The organism is Vibrio sp. B1REV9 (assembly GCF_905175395.2).
Classification (GTDB): domain Bacteria; phylum Pseudomonadota; class Gammaproteobacteria; order Enterobacterales; family Vibrionaceae; genus Vibrio; species Vibrio alfacsensis.
The window spans coordinates 129,339-142,956 of the sequence record NZ_HG992746.1 but is presented as its reverse complement, the minus strand read 5'-3'; the positions used below and the strand labels follow the sequence as shown (position 1 = coordinate 142,956).

16 protein-coding genes and 1 riboswitch are annotated in these 13,618 nt (G+C 43.1%); of the genes, 14 read left to right on the top strand and 2 right to left on the bottom strand.

Going from position 1 to position 13,618, the window contains the following annotated elements; all coding sequences use genetic code 11:
• Nucleotides 1-20: 20 nt before the first annotated feature.
• The 4 genes from KHN78_RS14815 (at nucleotide 21) to KHN78_RS14800 (ending at nucleotide 2,899) form a co-directional block, all read left to right on the top strand.
• Nucleotides 21-638, top strand: a complete 618-nt coding sequence (locus tag KHN78_RS14815; RefSeq protein ID WP_211916751.1) for a triacylglycerol lipase — start codon at nucleotides 21-23, stop codon at nucleotides 636-638.
• A 123-nt stretch (nucleotides 639-761) separates the two neighbouring features.
• Nucleotides 762-902: riboswitch (FMN riboswitch) on the top strand.
• Nucleotides 903-1,114: 212 nt separating this feature from the next.
• Nucleotides 1,115-1,771 (top strand): 3,4-dihydroxy-2-butanone-4-phosphate synthase, encoded by a 657-nt coding sequence (gene ribB / locus KHN78_RS14810; protein ID WP_211916749.1) that lies wholly within the window; start codon nucleotides 1,115-1,117, stop codon nucleotides 1,769-1,771.
• A 122-nt stretch (nucleotides 1,772-1,893) separates the two neighbouring features.
• Nucleotides 1,894-2,439 (top strand): glutathione peroxidase, encoded by a 546-nt coding sequence (locus KHN78_RS14805; RefSeq protein WP_211916747.1) that lies wholly within the window; start codon nucleotides 1,894-1,896, stop codon nucleotides 2,437-2,439.
• Between the two features lie 10 nt (nucleotides 2,440-2,449).
• Nucleotides 2,450-2,899 carry a DUF3429 domain-containing protein gene (locus KHN78_RS14800; protein WP_211916745.1) on the top strand — a complete coding sequence of 150 codons (450 nt, stop codon included), beginning with the start codon at nucleotides 2,450-2,452 and terminating at the stop codon, nucleotides 2,897-2,899.
• A gap of 112 nt (nucleotides 2,900-3,011) precedes the next feature.
• On the opposite strand, the gene KHN78_RS14795 is transcribed toward KHN78_RS14800, so the two are convergent.
• Together KHN78_RS14795 and KHN78_RS14790 are read right to left on the bottom strand one after the other, a co-directional pair.
• Nucleotides 3,012-3,611: a thiol:disulfide interchange protein DsbA/DsbL gene (locus tag KHN78_RS14795; RefSeq protein ID WP_211916743.1), complete on the bottom strand. Its 600-nt coding sequence runs from the start codon at nucleotides 3,609-3,611 to the stop codon at nucleotides 3,012-3,014.
• Between the two features lie 158 nt (nucleotides 3,612-3,769).
• On the bottom strand, nucleotides 3,770-4,147 hold the full coding sequence (locus KHN78_RS14790; RefSeq protein ID WP_211916741.1) for a hypothetical protein: 378 nt from the start codon (nucleotides 4,145-4,147) through the stop codon (nucleotides 3,770-3,772).
• Between the two features lie 191 nt (nucleotides 4,148-4,338).
• On the opposite strand from KHN78_RS14790, the gene KHN78_RS14785 reads away from it, so the two are divergent.
• The 10 genes from KHN78_RS14785 (at nucleotide 4,339) to KHN78_RS14740 (ending at nucleotide 13,541) form a co-directional block, all read left to right on the top strand.
• Nucleotides 4,339-4,644 (top strand): isoamylase early set domain-containing protein, encoded by a 306-nt coding sequence (locus KHN78_RS14785; RefSeq protein ID WP_211916739.1) that lies wholly within the window; start codon nucleotides 4,339-4,341, stop codon nucleotides 4,642-4,644.
• A gap of 286 nt (nucleotides 4,645-4,930) precedes the next feature.
• The gene (locus KHN78_RS14780) at nucleotides 4,931-5,650 is read left to right on the top strand and encodes an SDR family oxidoreductase (protein ID WP_211916737.1); all 720 of its coding nucleotides are present in this window, start codon (nucleotides 4,931-4,933) and stop codon (nucleotides 5,648-5,650) included.
• 221 nt (nucleotides 5,651-5,871) lie between these two features.
• Entirely contained in the window at nucleotides 5,872-6,585 is a 714-nt protein-coding gene (locus KHN78_RS14775) for a response regulator transcription factor (protein WP_211916735.1), read from the top strand.
• A complete protein-coding gene (locus KHN78_RS14770) occupies nucleotides 6,582-7,889 on the top strand; it encodes an ATP-binding protein (RefSeq protein ID WP_211916733.1) in 1,308 nt (435 codons plus the stop codon). The genes KHN78_RS14775 and KHN78_RS14770 overlap by 4 nt, the downstream gene beginning before the upstream one ends.
• A gap of 161 nt (nucleotides 7,890-8,050) precedes the next feature.
• Nucleotides 8,051-8,443 carry a glycine zipper family protein gene (locus KHN78_RS14765; RefSeq protein WP_211916730.1) on the top strand — a complete coding sequence of 131 codons (393 nt, stop codon included), beginning with the start codon at nucleotides 8,051-8,053 and terminating at the stop codon, nucleotides 8,441-8,443.
• 327 nt (nucleotides 8,444-8,770) lie between these two features.
• Nucleotides 8,771-10,423, top strand: a complete 1,653-nt coding sequence (locus KHN78_RS14760; protein WP_211916728.1) for a phosphoethanolamine transferase — start codon at nucleotides 8,771-8,773, stop codon at nucleotides 10,421-10,423.
• Between the two features lie 231 nt (nucleotides 10,424-10,654).
• Nucleotides 10,655-11,374, top strand: a complete 720-nt coding sequence (locus tag KHN78_RS14755; protein ID WP_211916726.1) for a hypothetical protein — start codon at nucleotides 10,655-10,657, stop codon at nucleotides 11,372-11,374.
• 173 nt (nucleotides 11,375-11,547) lie between these two features.
• The gene (locus KHN78_RS14750; RefSeq protein WP_211916724.1) at nucleotides 11,548-11,697 is read left to right on the top strand and encodes a hypothetical protein; all 150 of its coding nucleotides are present in this window, start codon (nucleotides 11,548-11,550) and stop codon (nucleotides 11,695-11,697) included.
• Between the two features lie 12 nt (nucleotides 11,698-11,709).
• Nucleotides 11,710-12,924: an MFS transporter gene (locus tag KHN78_RS14745; protein ID WP_211916722.1), complete on the top strand. Its 1,215-nt coding sequence runs from the start codon at nucleotides 11,710-11,712 to the stop codon at nucleotides 12,922-12,924.
• Nucleotides 12,925-13,109: 185 nt separating this feature from the next.
• Complete coding sequence (locus KHN78_RS14740; RefSeq protein WP_211916720.1) at nucleotides 13,110-13,541, top strand: YccF domain-containing protein; 432 nt, start codon at nucleotides 13,110-13,112, stop codon at nucleotides 13,539-13,541.
• Nucleotides 13,542-13,618 lie beyond the last annotated feature (77 nt).

The window sequence follows — 13,618 nt, the reverse complement described above, 5'->3', positions numbered from 1 at the left end:
TCATAAATCTAGGAGGTATTATGCGAGTCATTATCTTACATGGTCTTTATATGCATGGGCTGGTCATGCAGCCTCTTAGTCAAAAACTCAAAAAATTAGGCTACGAAACTCGGGTTATTAGCTACAACACGGTATCGATCCACGAACCATCATTGTTCGATTCGATCGATCTGGCACTCAACCCTTTGACGGCAAATGTATTAGTTGGACACAGCTTAGGGGGCTTAATGATCAAGCGTTACCTTGCAAGTCGACAGCCTACTACCAGCCTAGTGTCCCATGTAATTGCGATAGGTTCACCACTAAAAGGGGCATCCATCGTGTCACGCATTCAAGATCTGGGCTTGGGTGCAATTTTAGGAAACTCTCCCTATCATGGCCTCAATGAACATGAAGACGTATGGCGCTTCCCGCAAAAGCTCGGCAGCATCGCAGGGACAATGGCGATTGGAGCAAGACCGATTCTAATGCATCGAGACCATACTCTTTCTGATGGTACAGTCACGGTCGAAGAAACACGTTTGGATGGCATGCAAGATCACATTGAAACGAAACAAACGCATACCGGTTTGATCTACAACACGTTCGTTCCTACACAAATTGATCATTTCATCCGTACTGATCGTTTCAACCGATAGCACACATTTCCATCATTTAATCGCATTCGGCTTTTAAATTCCTAATCTAAACAGTAATATCGTTACTCCGATACCTCATTGAGAAGTGTCGGAGTCATTATGTCTGGTCTTAAAGGTCAGGTTTTATGTTCTCAGGGCGGGGCGAAATTCCCCACCGGCGGTATACTCTTTAGAGTGAGCCCGCGAGCGCTCGATTCGTCGAGGTCAGCAGATCTGGTGAGATGCCAGAGCCGACGGTTATAGTCCGGATGAAAGAGAATAAGAAAGCATTCGAGTACTTCTTCGACATCGTATTTACTTAACACCTTGTTAGTTTTATACGCTGCTATGTGGATAAGCTCAGGTGCGCTTCTTTTTGGATCGTGTTTATCTGTCGCGAGCGGTTATTCCACCTGTTGGATAACAGTTCGTGATTGCGTGTTATAAACAGCGATCCCTCATACCGCCCTGATTCTGGTGATATTTAGGAGTTAACCATGAATCAGTCATCACTACTTGCCGAATTCGGTAATCCAATTACTCGCGTTGAAAACGCACTTATTGCACTTAAAGAAGGCCGTGGCGTGCTGCTGCTTGATGATGAAGATCGCGAGAACGAAGGCGACATCATTTATTCAGTAGAGCATCTTACCAATGAACAAATGGCCATGATGATCCGTGAATGCAGTGGCATTGTTTGCCTTTGCCTAACAGATGCACAAGCAGACAAACTTGAACTTCCACCAATGGTCGTCAACAACAACAGTGCAAACCAAACCGCATTTACAGTATCTATTGAAGCTAAGCAAGGTGTCACGACAGGTGTCTCTGCTGCAGATCGTGTGACTACAATCAAAACAGCCGCAAACCCAAATGCAAAAGCAGATGACCTTGCTCGACCAGGTCACGTCTTCCCGCTTCGTGCTCGACCTGGTGGCGTAATGACTCGCCGCGGCCATACTGAGGGAACGATCGACTTAATGCAAATGGCTGGGCTGCAACCGGCCGGAGTGTTATGTGAGGTGACCAACCCAGACGGTACCATGGCAAAAGCACCAGAGATCGTGGCATTTGGCCGCCTCCACAACATGCCAGTGCTGACGATTGAAGATATGGTCGCCTACCGCATGCAGTTTGATTTAAAACTCGCGTAATCAATACGAACATACTTATGATAAAGCCGCTGATTCAAGCGGCTTTTTTGATCGATGTCGTTCCCAACTGAGTACTTATACTTGAGGGACCTGACCTGCATTTAGTAAATGGAACGATAAATATGAAATCAATCTTAGGCCATGCATTATGCGTTACTTTGCTTCTGTTTAGTTCTTGGGCATTAAGTGCAAGCTGTCCAGAGATACTTCAAGGCAAACAGCGACTACTCAACTCAACAAATGAGATTAACCTATGTGAAGAGTTCAAAGGAAAAACGCTTCTTGTCGTCAACACCGCCAGTCAATGCGGCTTCACTCCACAACTTGAGCAATTAGAAACCTTGCATCAAACCTACAAAGATAACAATTTTTCAGTGATTGGCTTTCCAAGTAATGACTTTCGCCAAGACAGAGGAAGTGAAGAAAACACTGCCAAAATATGCTATCTAGACTATGGTGTCACTTTTCCAATGATGGCCCGGACATCGGTACTTGGTGAGAACGCAAACCCGCTATTTTCTGCGATCAGTGAACAAGCCGGTATTGCACCGAAATGGAATTTCTATAAGTTCTTAATCGATAAAAACGGCAAAGTCGTTGCCACTTTCCCTAGTTCAACCTCGCCAATGAGTACTACGCTTACCTCTATTATTGAAAAACAGCTTTAGGGATATCAAAATGACAACAACAACACGGTCTACCATGCTGCAATTGGGGTACTTAGGACTGCTGCCTTTTTTATTTAGTTTGATCCTAATTCTCTCTGAAAGGACTTTATTCAACCTAACAGGTCAGCAGTTCTTTATCGCTTACAGCGCTGTGATTCTGAGCTTTCTATCCGGGGTACTTTGGGGAAATGCCATTGACCACTACTATCATCGACTTAGTCGAAATGCGCTTATTTTGAGTAACCTGTTTGTGTTACTTGCTTGGGGAGCGTTGCTTCAAGGAAACCAACACTATGTCGTAGCCACAGTTCTTCTCGCGGCGGGCTACATCGCGGTGTGGTATGCGGAAAAAATTATCAGGAAAGTAGAAAAAGAAGCGGAACCAAAAGGCTATCAGTTAATGCGTGGTAAGCTCACCTCAGGTGTCGTATTCATGCATGGGCTTGTGCTACTTGCATAAAGGTATTTGTATAAAGGTATTTGCAAAAAATTACTCGCATGAACTAACCCACCTTTCATGCCTAATTGCTTAAAAGTGGCGACGTAAATCGCCGCCACTTTTACTTTACAAATTAAAGCGTAAGCAAGTAGTTCACAAGATCGTTGTATTCATCGTAGCTACGGATTTCATTTGGTAGGACGATGTACTTATTGTTGACAACCACCCCAGGAACGCCAGTTAGGGTGCTTTGTTTAAACTGCTTATCAAAACCCTTTTGCATCGAGTTCACCGCAAAACTGTTGTAAGCCGCATCAAACTTCTTCCCATCTACGCCGTTATCGACAAAAATCTGTTTTAATTCCGCTTCATTCTTAGGCGCTTGATGTTTCTGATGAATTTGAGCGAACATTGCTGGCACCATTTTTTCCTCGACGCCCAAAGACACCATGGTCGCATAAGACTTCGCCATTGGTACCGCCATATCACTCCCCATAAACGCAACATGCACTTTCTCAAAATTTGCATTCTTCGGTAATGCAGGTTTCAAGTTATCAATGACGGCTTCAAACTTATAACAATGTGGGCAATAGAAAGAGAAGTATTCAGTCACTGTTGGTTTAGTGGCTTTCTCTACATCCAGTACTTTGTAGTGCTTACCTTGTTCAAATTGTGCTGCATGCGCGGTAAATGCGAATAACAGTGTGCTGCAAAATGCGAATAATTTTTTCATGTTTGATCCTTTTAGGCATTTGATTGCCAAAATTCATTCGTTAAGCCTCAACGATGAATCAGAAAATCTACATTGCTCATTTGTGAAAGGCGTAGATGATTCTGAGTTGAAGTTTGTTAATACGCTGCCAGACAACTGGCAGATGATGAATATAAAGATCAAACAATTGGAGGACGGTACGGCTGATAAATCACCACTACCGCTTTTGGCGTTGGTAGCTTGTCAATCAAGGCGAGCCGATGTGGCAATAACATCAAATCGTCTTGTGATAAATTCGTTGGCATTTTGACAATGCATGAGGAGCTACAACTGGTGTGGGCTTGTTGCCCTTTATCAACTTGATGAGCAGCGTGATGGGATTCATCACAGTCTGTATTCTCTACAGATATCTGCTTTTGAAATGCGAATTGAAGATCGTGATTTAACCCACTTTCAATTGGAACGGCGGCGGCACGCGCACTTGAAGCCATACTCGTCAGCAACATTGCTAACAAGCAGAGCATCGTCGTCATCCATGTACGGTTAAAACTCAACATAAAACATCTTAAAAATATGGTGAACCCTCATCATACATAATCCCACTTTGCACACAAGCCAGTCAGCCCCGTTACCCCCACAAAAAAGAAAATTCAATATACGATACCGACTACAATCCCGATAACACTTGAAATTGCTATGAAACCTGAGTAATAGTTAGATCAGTTTTTGTACAAACAAGGAAACCTTAATGCTTAAAAAGAGATTTTTTAAAACCAAAGATGAAGTTGAAGTCACGTTCGAGCTAGATAAAAACCAGTGGGAATCGATTCAAATTGCAGGCGATTTTAACAACTGGCAACCAGAACCAATGAAGCTCGTCAAAAAAAGTGGCCAGTTTAAATTTAAAACGCGCTTGCCAAAGGAAAAAAATATTCAGTTTCGCTACCTATTCGATGATGTTGAATGGGAAAACGACCCACAAGCAGACGCTTACGTGCCAAATGATTTCGGTAGCGACAATAGCGTAGTAAGTACACAAACCCAATCTGCTTAAACATCTCTAATTCTCTTTTAGGGTATCGATTTAACTCAAGGCGCACTCATGCGCCTTTTTTCATCTACGATTATGAACAGTGAGCACTCACACATTATTGCCAAGTAACATGTTATTACCAGATAGGTATCACGACTAGATACGCCATTGTTGTCATGTGACAACAGTGTTTTACCTAAAGTGATATATATCAACAAAAGGCATTTCCTTAATATATCGCCATCGCAGTGAGACAACTGCTCTCAAACAACGCTATTTTCAAGCAAGAATAAAAAGGAAACAAAAGATGAAAAAACTGATCGTAATTACTGGTGCAAGCTCAGGTATTGGTGAAGCCATCGCTCGTCGCTTAAGCGATGAAGGTCACCCTCTTCTTCTTCTGGCTCGCCGCGTAGAACGCTTGGAAGCATTAAACTTACCAAACACACTATGTGAGAAAGTAGACGTAACAGACAAATCTTCTTTTGAAGCTGCTATCGCAAAAGCAGAAGATAAATTTGGTCCCGCAGACGCGTTAGTGAACAATGCCGGTGTGATGTTGCTTGGTCAAATTGACGTTCAAGATGCTTCTGAGTGGAAACGTATGTTTGATGTGAATGTTCTTGGTCTACTAAACGGTATGCAATCGGTTCTTGCGCCAATGAAAGCACGCAACAGCGGTACTATCATCAACATCAGTTCAATCGCTGGTAAGAAAACATTCCCTGACCATGCAGCATACTGTGGGACTAAATTCGCCGTACATGCTATCTCAGAAAACGTACGTGAAGAAGTGGCAGCCTCTAATGTTCGTGTTACCACTATCGCACCGGGTGCCGTAGAAACCGAACTGCTTTCTCACACTACATCTCAAGACATCAAAGATGGTTACGATTCATGGAAAGTAGATATGGGTGGCGTTCTTGCGGCAGATGATATCGCTCGCGCTGTCGTATTTGCTTACCAACAGCCTCAAAACGTTTGTATTCGTGAAATTGCGCTTGCTCCAACAAAACAGCAGCCTTAATTATTCACCAAATAACAAAAAACCGATCCTGTGATCGGTTTTTTCTATCTATTGTTTTATCGTCAGTGTTTTTAGCACATTTGTTTTTATCACAAGTGTCCTATCGCAATTATTCTTATCGCAGGCCCTCACGTTCAATCTAAGTGCTTATTTCTGTCGATTGAAATTCGACACAAAGTTGTATAAGTTTCAGTGACCTTTTCAACTGTCCTGTCTCTACTATGAATACACATCATGCTAAGCCCTCTCTTTTTATCATTGAGGATGACTTCAAACTTCGCAGCATGCTCTGTGATTACTTTATTACTCAAGGGTTTCAAGTCACATGTATTGATAATGGGACGGACGCACCTGACGCAATTCTCATTTCACAACCCGAGCTTGTGCTGCTGGATTTAATGCTGCCGGGCCAAGATGGACTCAGCGTATGTCGACAGATTAGAGAGGGTTATAAAGGCAAAGTTCTGATGCTTACTGCAAGTGATGATGATTTTGACCACGTTGCTGCGTTAGAAATTGGGGCGGATGATTTTGTCACTAAGCCAATCAAACCACGAGTGCTATTGGCGAGAATTCGGATGTTACTGCGCCGCCAACCGATGGAGGCTGAGACTGAAAATATGCTCAAAGTCGGAGAACTCAAGCTCAACCGCCTTCGAAAAGCCTGCACATTGTATGAAAAGTCCGTGTCACTTACTGACGGTGAATTTGATCTTCTTTGGATACTCGCAAGCCATCCTGAACACCCCCTTTCTCGCGAGTGGCTCACAAAAACCTTACGTGGTATTGATTATGACGGCACGGATAGAACCATCGACAATCGGATTGTAACGCTGCGTAAAAAACTTGATGATACAACCACGCCTCCGCAGAAAATCGTCACCATCCGCGGCAAAGGGTACTTATTTATCCCTGATGCATGGGAGCAAAAATGAAGCGTATCTATCTCGAAAGCTTTTTAGGTCTCATCATCCTATTTGTTGCTAGCTTAATTGGTTATGAAGTGATCGTTCACCAATTAAATACCGATTACGACTATCTTCTGGAAGAGCATGAAGCTCAAGCATTCCACGAATTTATTTACCCTATCTATCAAGAAAAAGGGGAAGAATATACCGTTAAACAACTTGAAAAATTAGCTACGTCTAGTCACATGCTGTTGGTCGCCCAAGACATGACGCATCTCCCTCCTGAGGTACGAATGGTGTTTGGTGGGCCCCCCACTCTAAACACTGCTTTTGATCAAGACCGAAACTTATGGTTTCGTTTTGAACCGGACTCACCAGTTTTTAAACTGAGCGAGAACCCTAACAGCCCTATTATTCAAGCTATTCACTTTGATGATAACGTTGTTTGGGTATTTTTTATCGCAGGTTTCGCGCTCTACTGTGTCCTATTAATTTGGTTTTTGAGCAGACGTATTCGTGCTCTAGAAAAAGTGACCATTGATTTCGCCTCTGGCAACTTCCAAGCTCGTGCTGAAACGACAAGTACCAAATCTGTCGGTTCATTGAATCAACGTTTTAACGAAATGGCAGAAAAAGTATCCCGCTTAATTACTAGCAACAGAATGTTGACCAATGCGGTCGCCCATGAACTTCGAACGCCAATATTTCGCCTACAATGGCAAGCTGATTTGTTAGCCGACACCTCTCTCAGCAAAGAGCAGAACAAGTATGTGACGAGCATTGTTGAAGATATTGATGAAATGGAAAATATGGTGGATGAACTGCTGTATTACGCAAAAATGGAGCAACCGGATGCTGAAATTCAGCCCTCGCAGATCAGTGTAAATTCGTTCATCCAGTCTTTACTACCAAGGTGGCAACGAGAAACCTCTATCACCATTTCTTTGCTTAAGTCGGAAATCAGCGACACGACAATACTCGTCGATCCTAAACTTCTACAGAGAGCGCTAGATAATCTGCTGCGCAACGCCATGCGTTATGCCCAACACGAAATCACTTTAAAAATACGGGCGCAATGTGAATTCTTGTGTATTGACGTTCATGATGATGGCTGTGGCATTGATGAAACAGACTGGCCTCATTTGTTCGATGCTTTTTATAGTGCACACAAAGCTCGTGATAAAAATAGCAGTGGTTTCGGCTTAGGCCTCGCTATCGTAAGGCAAATCACAGAATTACAAAAAGGCTCAGTGTCGGTTGCACATAGTCATCTAGGTGGCGCATGTTTTACCATCTTCCTCCCGAAAGCAGATTCGTCATTACCTAGCTAGCAACGCAGTAAGCATCAAGTATCTCGATTCTCAGTAGTCTTATATCGGGGTAATCTAAGCCATTACATAAACCGACATTTCAATACAATTAAATGACAGAGGTTAATAATAAAACAGCGTACATTTGAGCCACAATTTCACAGCAACAATGGAACGCTCAAATGTACAAACCTCTTATTCTCATCGCCCTCTCTTCTACACTTGCAGCCTGTGCCTACAATCAAGAACCCGTTGTGGATATGACCAATGTTGACCAAGCAAAATACGAACAAGACTTTGCCTACTGCCAAGGCTACGCAGAAAAAGTCGATAAAGGTGAAGCCGCAAAAGTAGGCGCACAAAACAACGCGGTTACTGGAGCTCTTGTTGGCGCTGTCGCGGGCGCACTAGAAGATGGGCTCGGTGGAGCAGCTGTCGGAGCTGTTGCCGGAACCGCAGTAGGTGCAGGGGCTGGCGCGCTTGGTGGTGCGACAGATTCCACGAAAACCCAATCTTTAGTGTTGCGTCAATGTCTTGCTAAAAAAGGTTACACCGTTTACGACCTTGAGTCTTAACCATAAGCTATTCATGCAGAGCAAGATTTTTATTTAAGACTAGGGGAAATTTCACAATTGTTTCACGCTCTAGACCGTATTCTATCTCTGAATTTAATGCCTTTTCTTTTCGGGGAGTGTGAAATGTCAACTTCCCCATTTCTTTTGGCGATGTAACGCCATATTTGAAAACCAAGATAAACAGGCTTTCGCTTGATTATAACGTGGGCGTGTCACCTAAAGCATGAAGCGATTCCGGTGTTACGTTGTTTTCAGATAAGAGCCGGTAGGGATCCTTGTTCTGTCTGTTTGTGCTTTGTGTTTTAGTTCTATTTCAGACGGCCATTTATGAAAATAATAAACTCTCCAACTAAAGGTATCTCATACGTTACTTTTACTCTTCTTTTAGCGCTTTATTTTGCGATTGTAGTAAACGTTCCTATCTATAAAGAGCTGGTTCACATCCTTTCGTCTCTCGAACAAGTAAAAATTGGTTTCATCATTACCATTCCGATCTTCTTTTTTGCTGCGCTCAATTTTCTATTCAACTTGTTCAGCTGGCCCTTATTCAGTAAACCTTTCTTTATTTTACTGCTGATCACATCAAGTATGGTTAGCTATGCGAGCTATAACTATGGCACTTTGTTCGACAGCAACATGATTGCCAACATCATCGAAACGGACACCAGCGAGGCTAGCTCATACCTCAGCACCTATTCCTTTTTGTGGACGGCGATTATGGGCGTCATTCCTGCCCTGCTTGTGTTTAAAGTGAAATTACAACCACAAAAAGGACACTGGCTCCGCTTCATTTTGACGAAAATAGTCTCAATGTTAATTTCTTTGATTGTGATTGCGGTCATCGCGGCGCTTTACTACCAAGACTATGCATCAGTTGGACGGAACAACAGCTACCTTAAAAAGATCATCATTCCCACTCAATATGTATACAGCTCAGCAAGTTATGTAAAAGAGAACTACCTAACCACACCAGAGCCGTACCGTGAAATTGGTGTAGATGCTAAGCAATCCGAAAGTGCACAAGTACAGGCCGCAGAGAAACCAACACTCTTAGTATTCGTTGTTGGTGAAACCGCACGCAGTCAAAACTATCAGTTAAACGGTTACAACCGAGAAACCAATCCGTACACAAGCAAATTGGACGTCATTTCATTCCAAGACGTTGCCTCTTGTGGCACTGCTACGGCCGTTTCTGTGCCTTGCATGTTTTCCCAACTAACCCACATCAACTTTGATCGTCAGCAGGCCGATAACCAAGATAACGCACTTGATATCATGCAACGCGCTGGTGTCGATATTGTTTGGGAAGACAATGACGGCGGTGACAAACATGTCGCGCACAACGTGAAGAAAACCGAGATAGACAGAACGCAGCACAATGCACTTTGCGACGGGCAAACTTGTTACGATATGGCCTTGCTAAAGAACTTTGACCAGCAAGTTTCAGACATGCAAGGAAATCGAGTGATTGCCATGCACCTTATTGGTAGCCACGGACCGACATATTTCCAGCGTTACCCGAAAGATAAAGCTTATTTCCAACCCGATTGCCAACAAGCTGACATCGAAAACTGCAGTGTAGAACAAATCGTCAACACTTATGACAATACCATTCGTTACACGGACTTCGTACTGGCTGAAACTATTGCAAAATTAAAATCACTAGAAGATCGTTACAATACCGCCCTTATTTACATTTCAGACCATGGCGAGTCATTGGGTGAAAACGGTATGTTTCTACACGGTATGCCTTATAGCCTAGCGCCAGACTTCCAAAAACGTGTGCCATTAATACTTTGGATGTCACCAGGCTTCAAGCAAGCAAAAAACATCAATACCGACTGCTTGAATCAAGAAGCACAAAAGCGTGCGACGCATTCACACGACAATGTGTTCCACTCTCTATTGGGCATTATGGATGTAGAAACCAGTGCCTACGACGGGACGCTGGACATTTTTAAGACGTGTCGCACATCTTAGTGTAACCACCCTAAAATGCCTGACTCACCTGTTTGAGTCAGGCATTTTTGTTTATCGAAAGCATGAAATATCACTAGCCACCAGCTTACTGAGGTGCGTTAGCAATACATAGAAAATTTGTCCCCAAGATAGTTACCTCACATCCACTATACTGTTCTCATACGTGACCTGAACTCATCGTTTTAGGCCACATTGTGTAACGAGCTCAGTTAATTCAATAAGGATAAGAACATGAAGTGGATGTCGATAGTCTCACTGCTTTCCCTATCCGCAATAGTCGTTGGTTGTGGTGGAGATTCTTCCGATTCAGGCGTTTCAGTGAGAGCCCTCAATTTTCAAACGGTTAATTTGGTTGATCAAGGCAGTAGTGGCGTGTCCGATATAAGCGTCAACGCAAAATATAAAGAAAAACAAGAAGTTCTGTATTCTAATCTTCCCCTATATGGTTCATCAGAAAGCGGTGTCATGCTCATTCAAGAAAAAGCCAATAGCTTTGATGTTACTTTTGATTTGATTGAAACTAACTCTCAACAGGTACTTTCAACTAAAACCAAAACGATTACTCCATCGAATCCACAAATCATTTTTGCGTTGGGTGATGCTCGTCGTGACATTTATCAGCTCGTATTTCAAGACAAGCCTGACACCATCAATCCTATCAGCCAACAAGTCTCTGTTTTCGTTATGGATGCAAGACAATTAACTGGAGGTAGTAATATTGATGTTTGGGTTGACGGTTCACAACGTTCATTCAACCTGAGTAAACGAACACTTTCCGATCAAATTATTTTAAACGTTAACTCCTCAGATATTCCCGTAGAGCTCATAGAGACGGGAACCGATACAGTGGTTGCCTCTTGCAATATATCAACACAAGAACGCGCGATCATGGTTGTATTCGATTCAAGAGGCGATTGCCGCATTCTCTCCGTGCTCTCCCCTACGTTTTAAATCGGTCGTTCATTTTTTCATCTTTGAACAAGGTATGCATGATGTGCATACCTTGATTCACATTTTATCATTTGCCTCATGGTGTACTTCTCTCTACACTTCGCGCTCTTTTTTTCTATTTGAGCGCACAATGTATGCTTTTTTCTCAATCCATTTTCGCTCAGGTGCTGAGAATGTCTGTCATGCTAATTTTGTCATTAGTTATTGTTCACAATTCGCCTAACTTATTGGAAATGTTGGCAGAACAAGCCATGAATAGTGGCTGTCATCAAACGACAGGCGACGGCGAACAGCAAGATCATTCTCATCACCACCATCATTAATAAGAGCAATTTATGAGTATTTTCCGATTTCCTGTTCTCGTTTGGCTAGGAATAGGGATTTTGATTATCTGTCTAGGGATAAGACAATCGTTCGGCATTTTTATGATGCCCATTTCAGATTACTTTCATACTGGCCGCGAGTTTTTTAGTTTTGCTATCGCATTACAAAACTTGTTGTTTGGCGTGTTCCAACCATTTATTGGTATGGCTGCTGACCGCTGGGGTGCGAAGCGTATTATCATTTTAGGAGCCATTTCTTACGCTTTAGGGTTATACCTCACCTCAATCGCGGTTGAGCCAAGCATATTGTACTTATCTCTGGGTGTGCTTGTTGGTCTGGGGCTAAGTGCCACCAGCTACGTCATTGTATTAGGTGCAGTTGCGAAAGTCGTGCCAGCACAACACGCAGCAAAAGCCTTTGGTTTAACCACGGCCGCGGGTTCATTCGGTATGTTCGCAATGATCCCGGGTGCACAAACGTTATTGAACGATTTTGGCTGGCAAGGCGCGATGCAAGCATTCGCTGTATTATGTAGCTTCATGGTCGCATTTGCGCTCTTCATGAAAACCGCTAAGCCAAAATCAGGCGCATCAGGGGGCACTCAAGAAGATAACCAGACGCTAAAAGAAGCCCTAAAAGAAGCATTTTCACACAAAGGTTATTGGCTCATTCATGCTGGTTTTTTCGTGTGTGGTTTCCATGTCATGTTCATCGCCACGCATTTACCGAGTTATTTGGCAGATAAGCACTTACCCGCTTCAACTGCAGCGATGGCACTGGCATACGTAGGCATTTTCAATATCTTCGGATCGTATTTCTGGGGTGTAATGGGTGATCGCTTTAACAAGCGTCATGTCATGTCTGCTCTGTATTTAATGCGTACGGTCGTGATCGGTGCTTTTGTGACGTTACCCGTTACAGAGCACACTGCAGCCATCTTCGGTGGCGCAATCGGATTTTGTTGGTTAGGTACCGTCCCTCTCACATCCGGCTTGGTTCGCCAAATCTTTGGTGCACGCTATTTATCAACACTTTACGGACTGGTGTTCTTTACACACCAAGTAGGTAGCTTCCTAGGCGCATGGGCTGGTGGTCGAATCTACGATTATTATGGTTCATATGAGCCAATCTGGTGGTCGACTGTTGCATTAGCGTTCATTGCAGCCCTGATCCACTTACCAATCAACGATAAACCAGTGCCTCGCTTAAGCATGGCGACAGCGTAACTTCCGCGCGCTATTTCAATCTGTATTGGCTCTCAATGCTTTTCATTGGGAGCCTTTTTGTTTATGAGCCCCTTTATCCTTTCATGAAACATAATTTCTTATTTAAGATAAACCGCATTCATTCATCCTCTGTTAAGATTGATGTGACATACTTAACACAAGCTATAAATCAAAAAGGTTTTTAAATGAGAACACTAGGCAATATCATCTGGTTTGTATTCGGTGGCGTATTCATGGGATTGTTATGGTGGTTTTTCGGACTGCTAGCTTTTATCAGTATCATCGGCATTCCATGGGGACGTGCTTGTTTCGTGATGGGTAACTTTTCGTTCTTCCCATTCGGTAAAGAAGCCATTTCTAGAGATGAATTAACCAATGAGATGGACATAGGCACCAGTCCATTGGGTGTGATTGGTAACGTCATTTGGTTTGTGTTTGCAGGTATTTGGTTGGCAATCGGTCATGTACTTTCTGCCGTGGCATGTTTTGTAACCATCATCGGTATTCCGTTTGCACTTCAACACCTGAAACTAGCGGTTATCTCCCTTGCGCCAATTGGTAAAACAGTCGTCACCACAGAAGAAGCGACAATGGCTCGCTATAATATCAATCGTTGATTCTCTCTACCCTCTAAGGAGTCACTTAGAGGGTAATTCCAGTCATTAGTAAGCCGACAATCGCCATTACATATTCA

What these genes read in the sequence shown, in the direction of transcription:
- KHN78_RS14815 (WP_211916751.1), top strand. Translation starts at nt 21, where the DNA reads ATGCGAGTCATTATCTTACATGGTCTTTATATGCATGGGCTGGTCATG.
- ribB (WP_211916749.1), top strand. Translation starts at nt 1,115, where the DNA reads ATGAATCAGTCATCACTACTTGCCGAATTCGGTAATCCAATTACTCGC.
- KHN78_RS14805 (WP_211916747.1), top strand. Translation starts at nt 1,894, where the DNA reads ATGAAATCAATCTTAGGCCATGCATTATGCGTTACTTTGCTTCTGTTT.
- KHN78_RS14800 (WP_211916745.1), top strand. Translation starts at nt 2,450, where the DNA reads ATGACAACAACAACACGGTCTACCATGCTGCAATTGGGGTACTTAGGA.
- KHN78_RS14795 (WP_211916743.1), bottom strand. Translation starts at nt 3,611, where the DNA reads ATGAAAAAATTATTCGCATTTTGCAGCACACTGTTATTCGCATTTACC.
- KHN78_RS14790 (WP_211916741.1), bottom strand. Translation starts at nt 4,147, where the DNA reads ATGTTGAGTTTTAACCGTACATGGATGACGACGATGCTCTGCTTGTTA.
- KHN78_RS14785 (WP_211916739.1), top strand. Translation starts at nt 4,339, where the DNA reads ATGCTTAAAAAGAGATTTTTTAAAACCAAAGATGAAGTTGAAGTCACG.
- KHN78_RS14780 (WP_211916737.1), top strand. Translation starts at nt 4,931, where the DNA reads ATGAAAAAACTGATCGTAATTACTGGTGCAAGCTCAGGTATTGGTGAA.
- KHN78_RS14775 (WP_211916735.1), top strand. Translation starts at nt 5,872, where the DNA reads ATGAATACACATCATGCTAAGCCCTCTCTTTTTATCATTGAGGATGAC.
- KHN78_RS14770 (WP_211916733.1), top strand. Translation starts at nt 6,582, where the DNA reads ATGAAGCGTATCTATCTCGAAAGCTTTTTAGGTCTCATCATCCTATTT.
- KHN78_RS14765 (WP_211916730.1), top strand. Translation starts at nt 8,051, where the DNA reads ATGTACAAACCTCTTATTCTCATCGCCCTCTCTTCTACACTTGCAGCC.
- KHN78_RS14760 (WP_211916728.1), top strand. Translation starts at nt 8,771, where the DNA reads ATGAAAATAATAAACTCTCCAACTAAAGGTATCTCATACGTTACTTTT.
- KHN78_RS14755 (WP_211916726.1), top strand. Translation starts at nt 10,655, where the DNA reads ATGAAGTGGATGTCGATAGTCTCACTGCTTTCCCTATCCGCAATAGTC.
- KHN78_RS14750 (WP_211916724.1), top strand. Translation starts at nt 11,548, where the DNA reads ATGTCTGTCATGCTAATTTTGTCATTAGTTATTGTTCACAATTCGCCT.
- KHN78_RS14745 (WP_211916722.1), top strand. Translation starts at nt 11,710, where the DNA reads ATGAGTATTTTCCGATTTCCTGTTCTCGTTTGGCTAGGAATAGGGATT.
- KHN78_RS14740 (WP_211916720.1), top strand. Translation starts at nt 13,110, where the DNA reads ATGAGAACACTAGGCAATATCATCTGGTTTGTATTCGGTGGCGTATTC.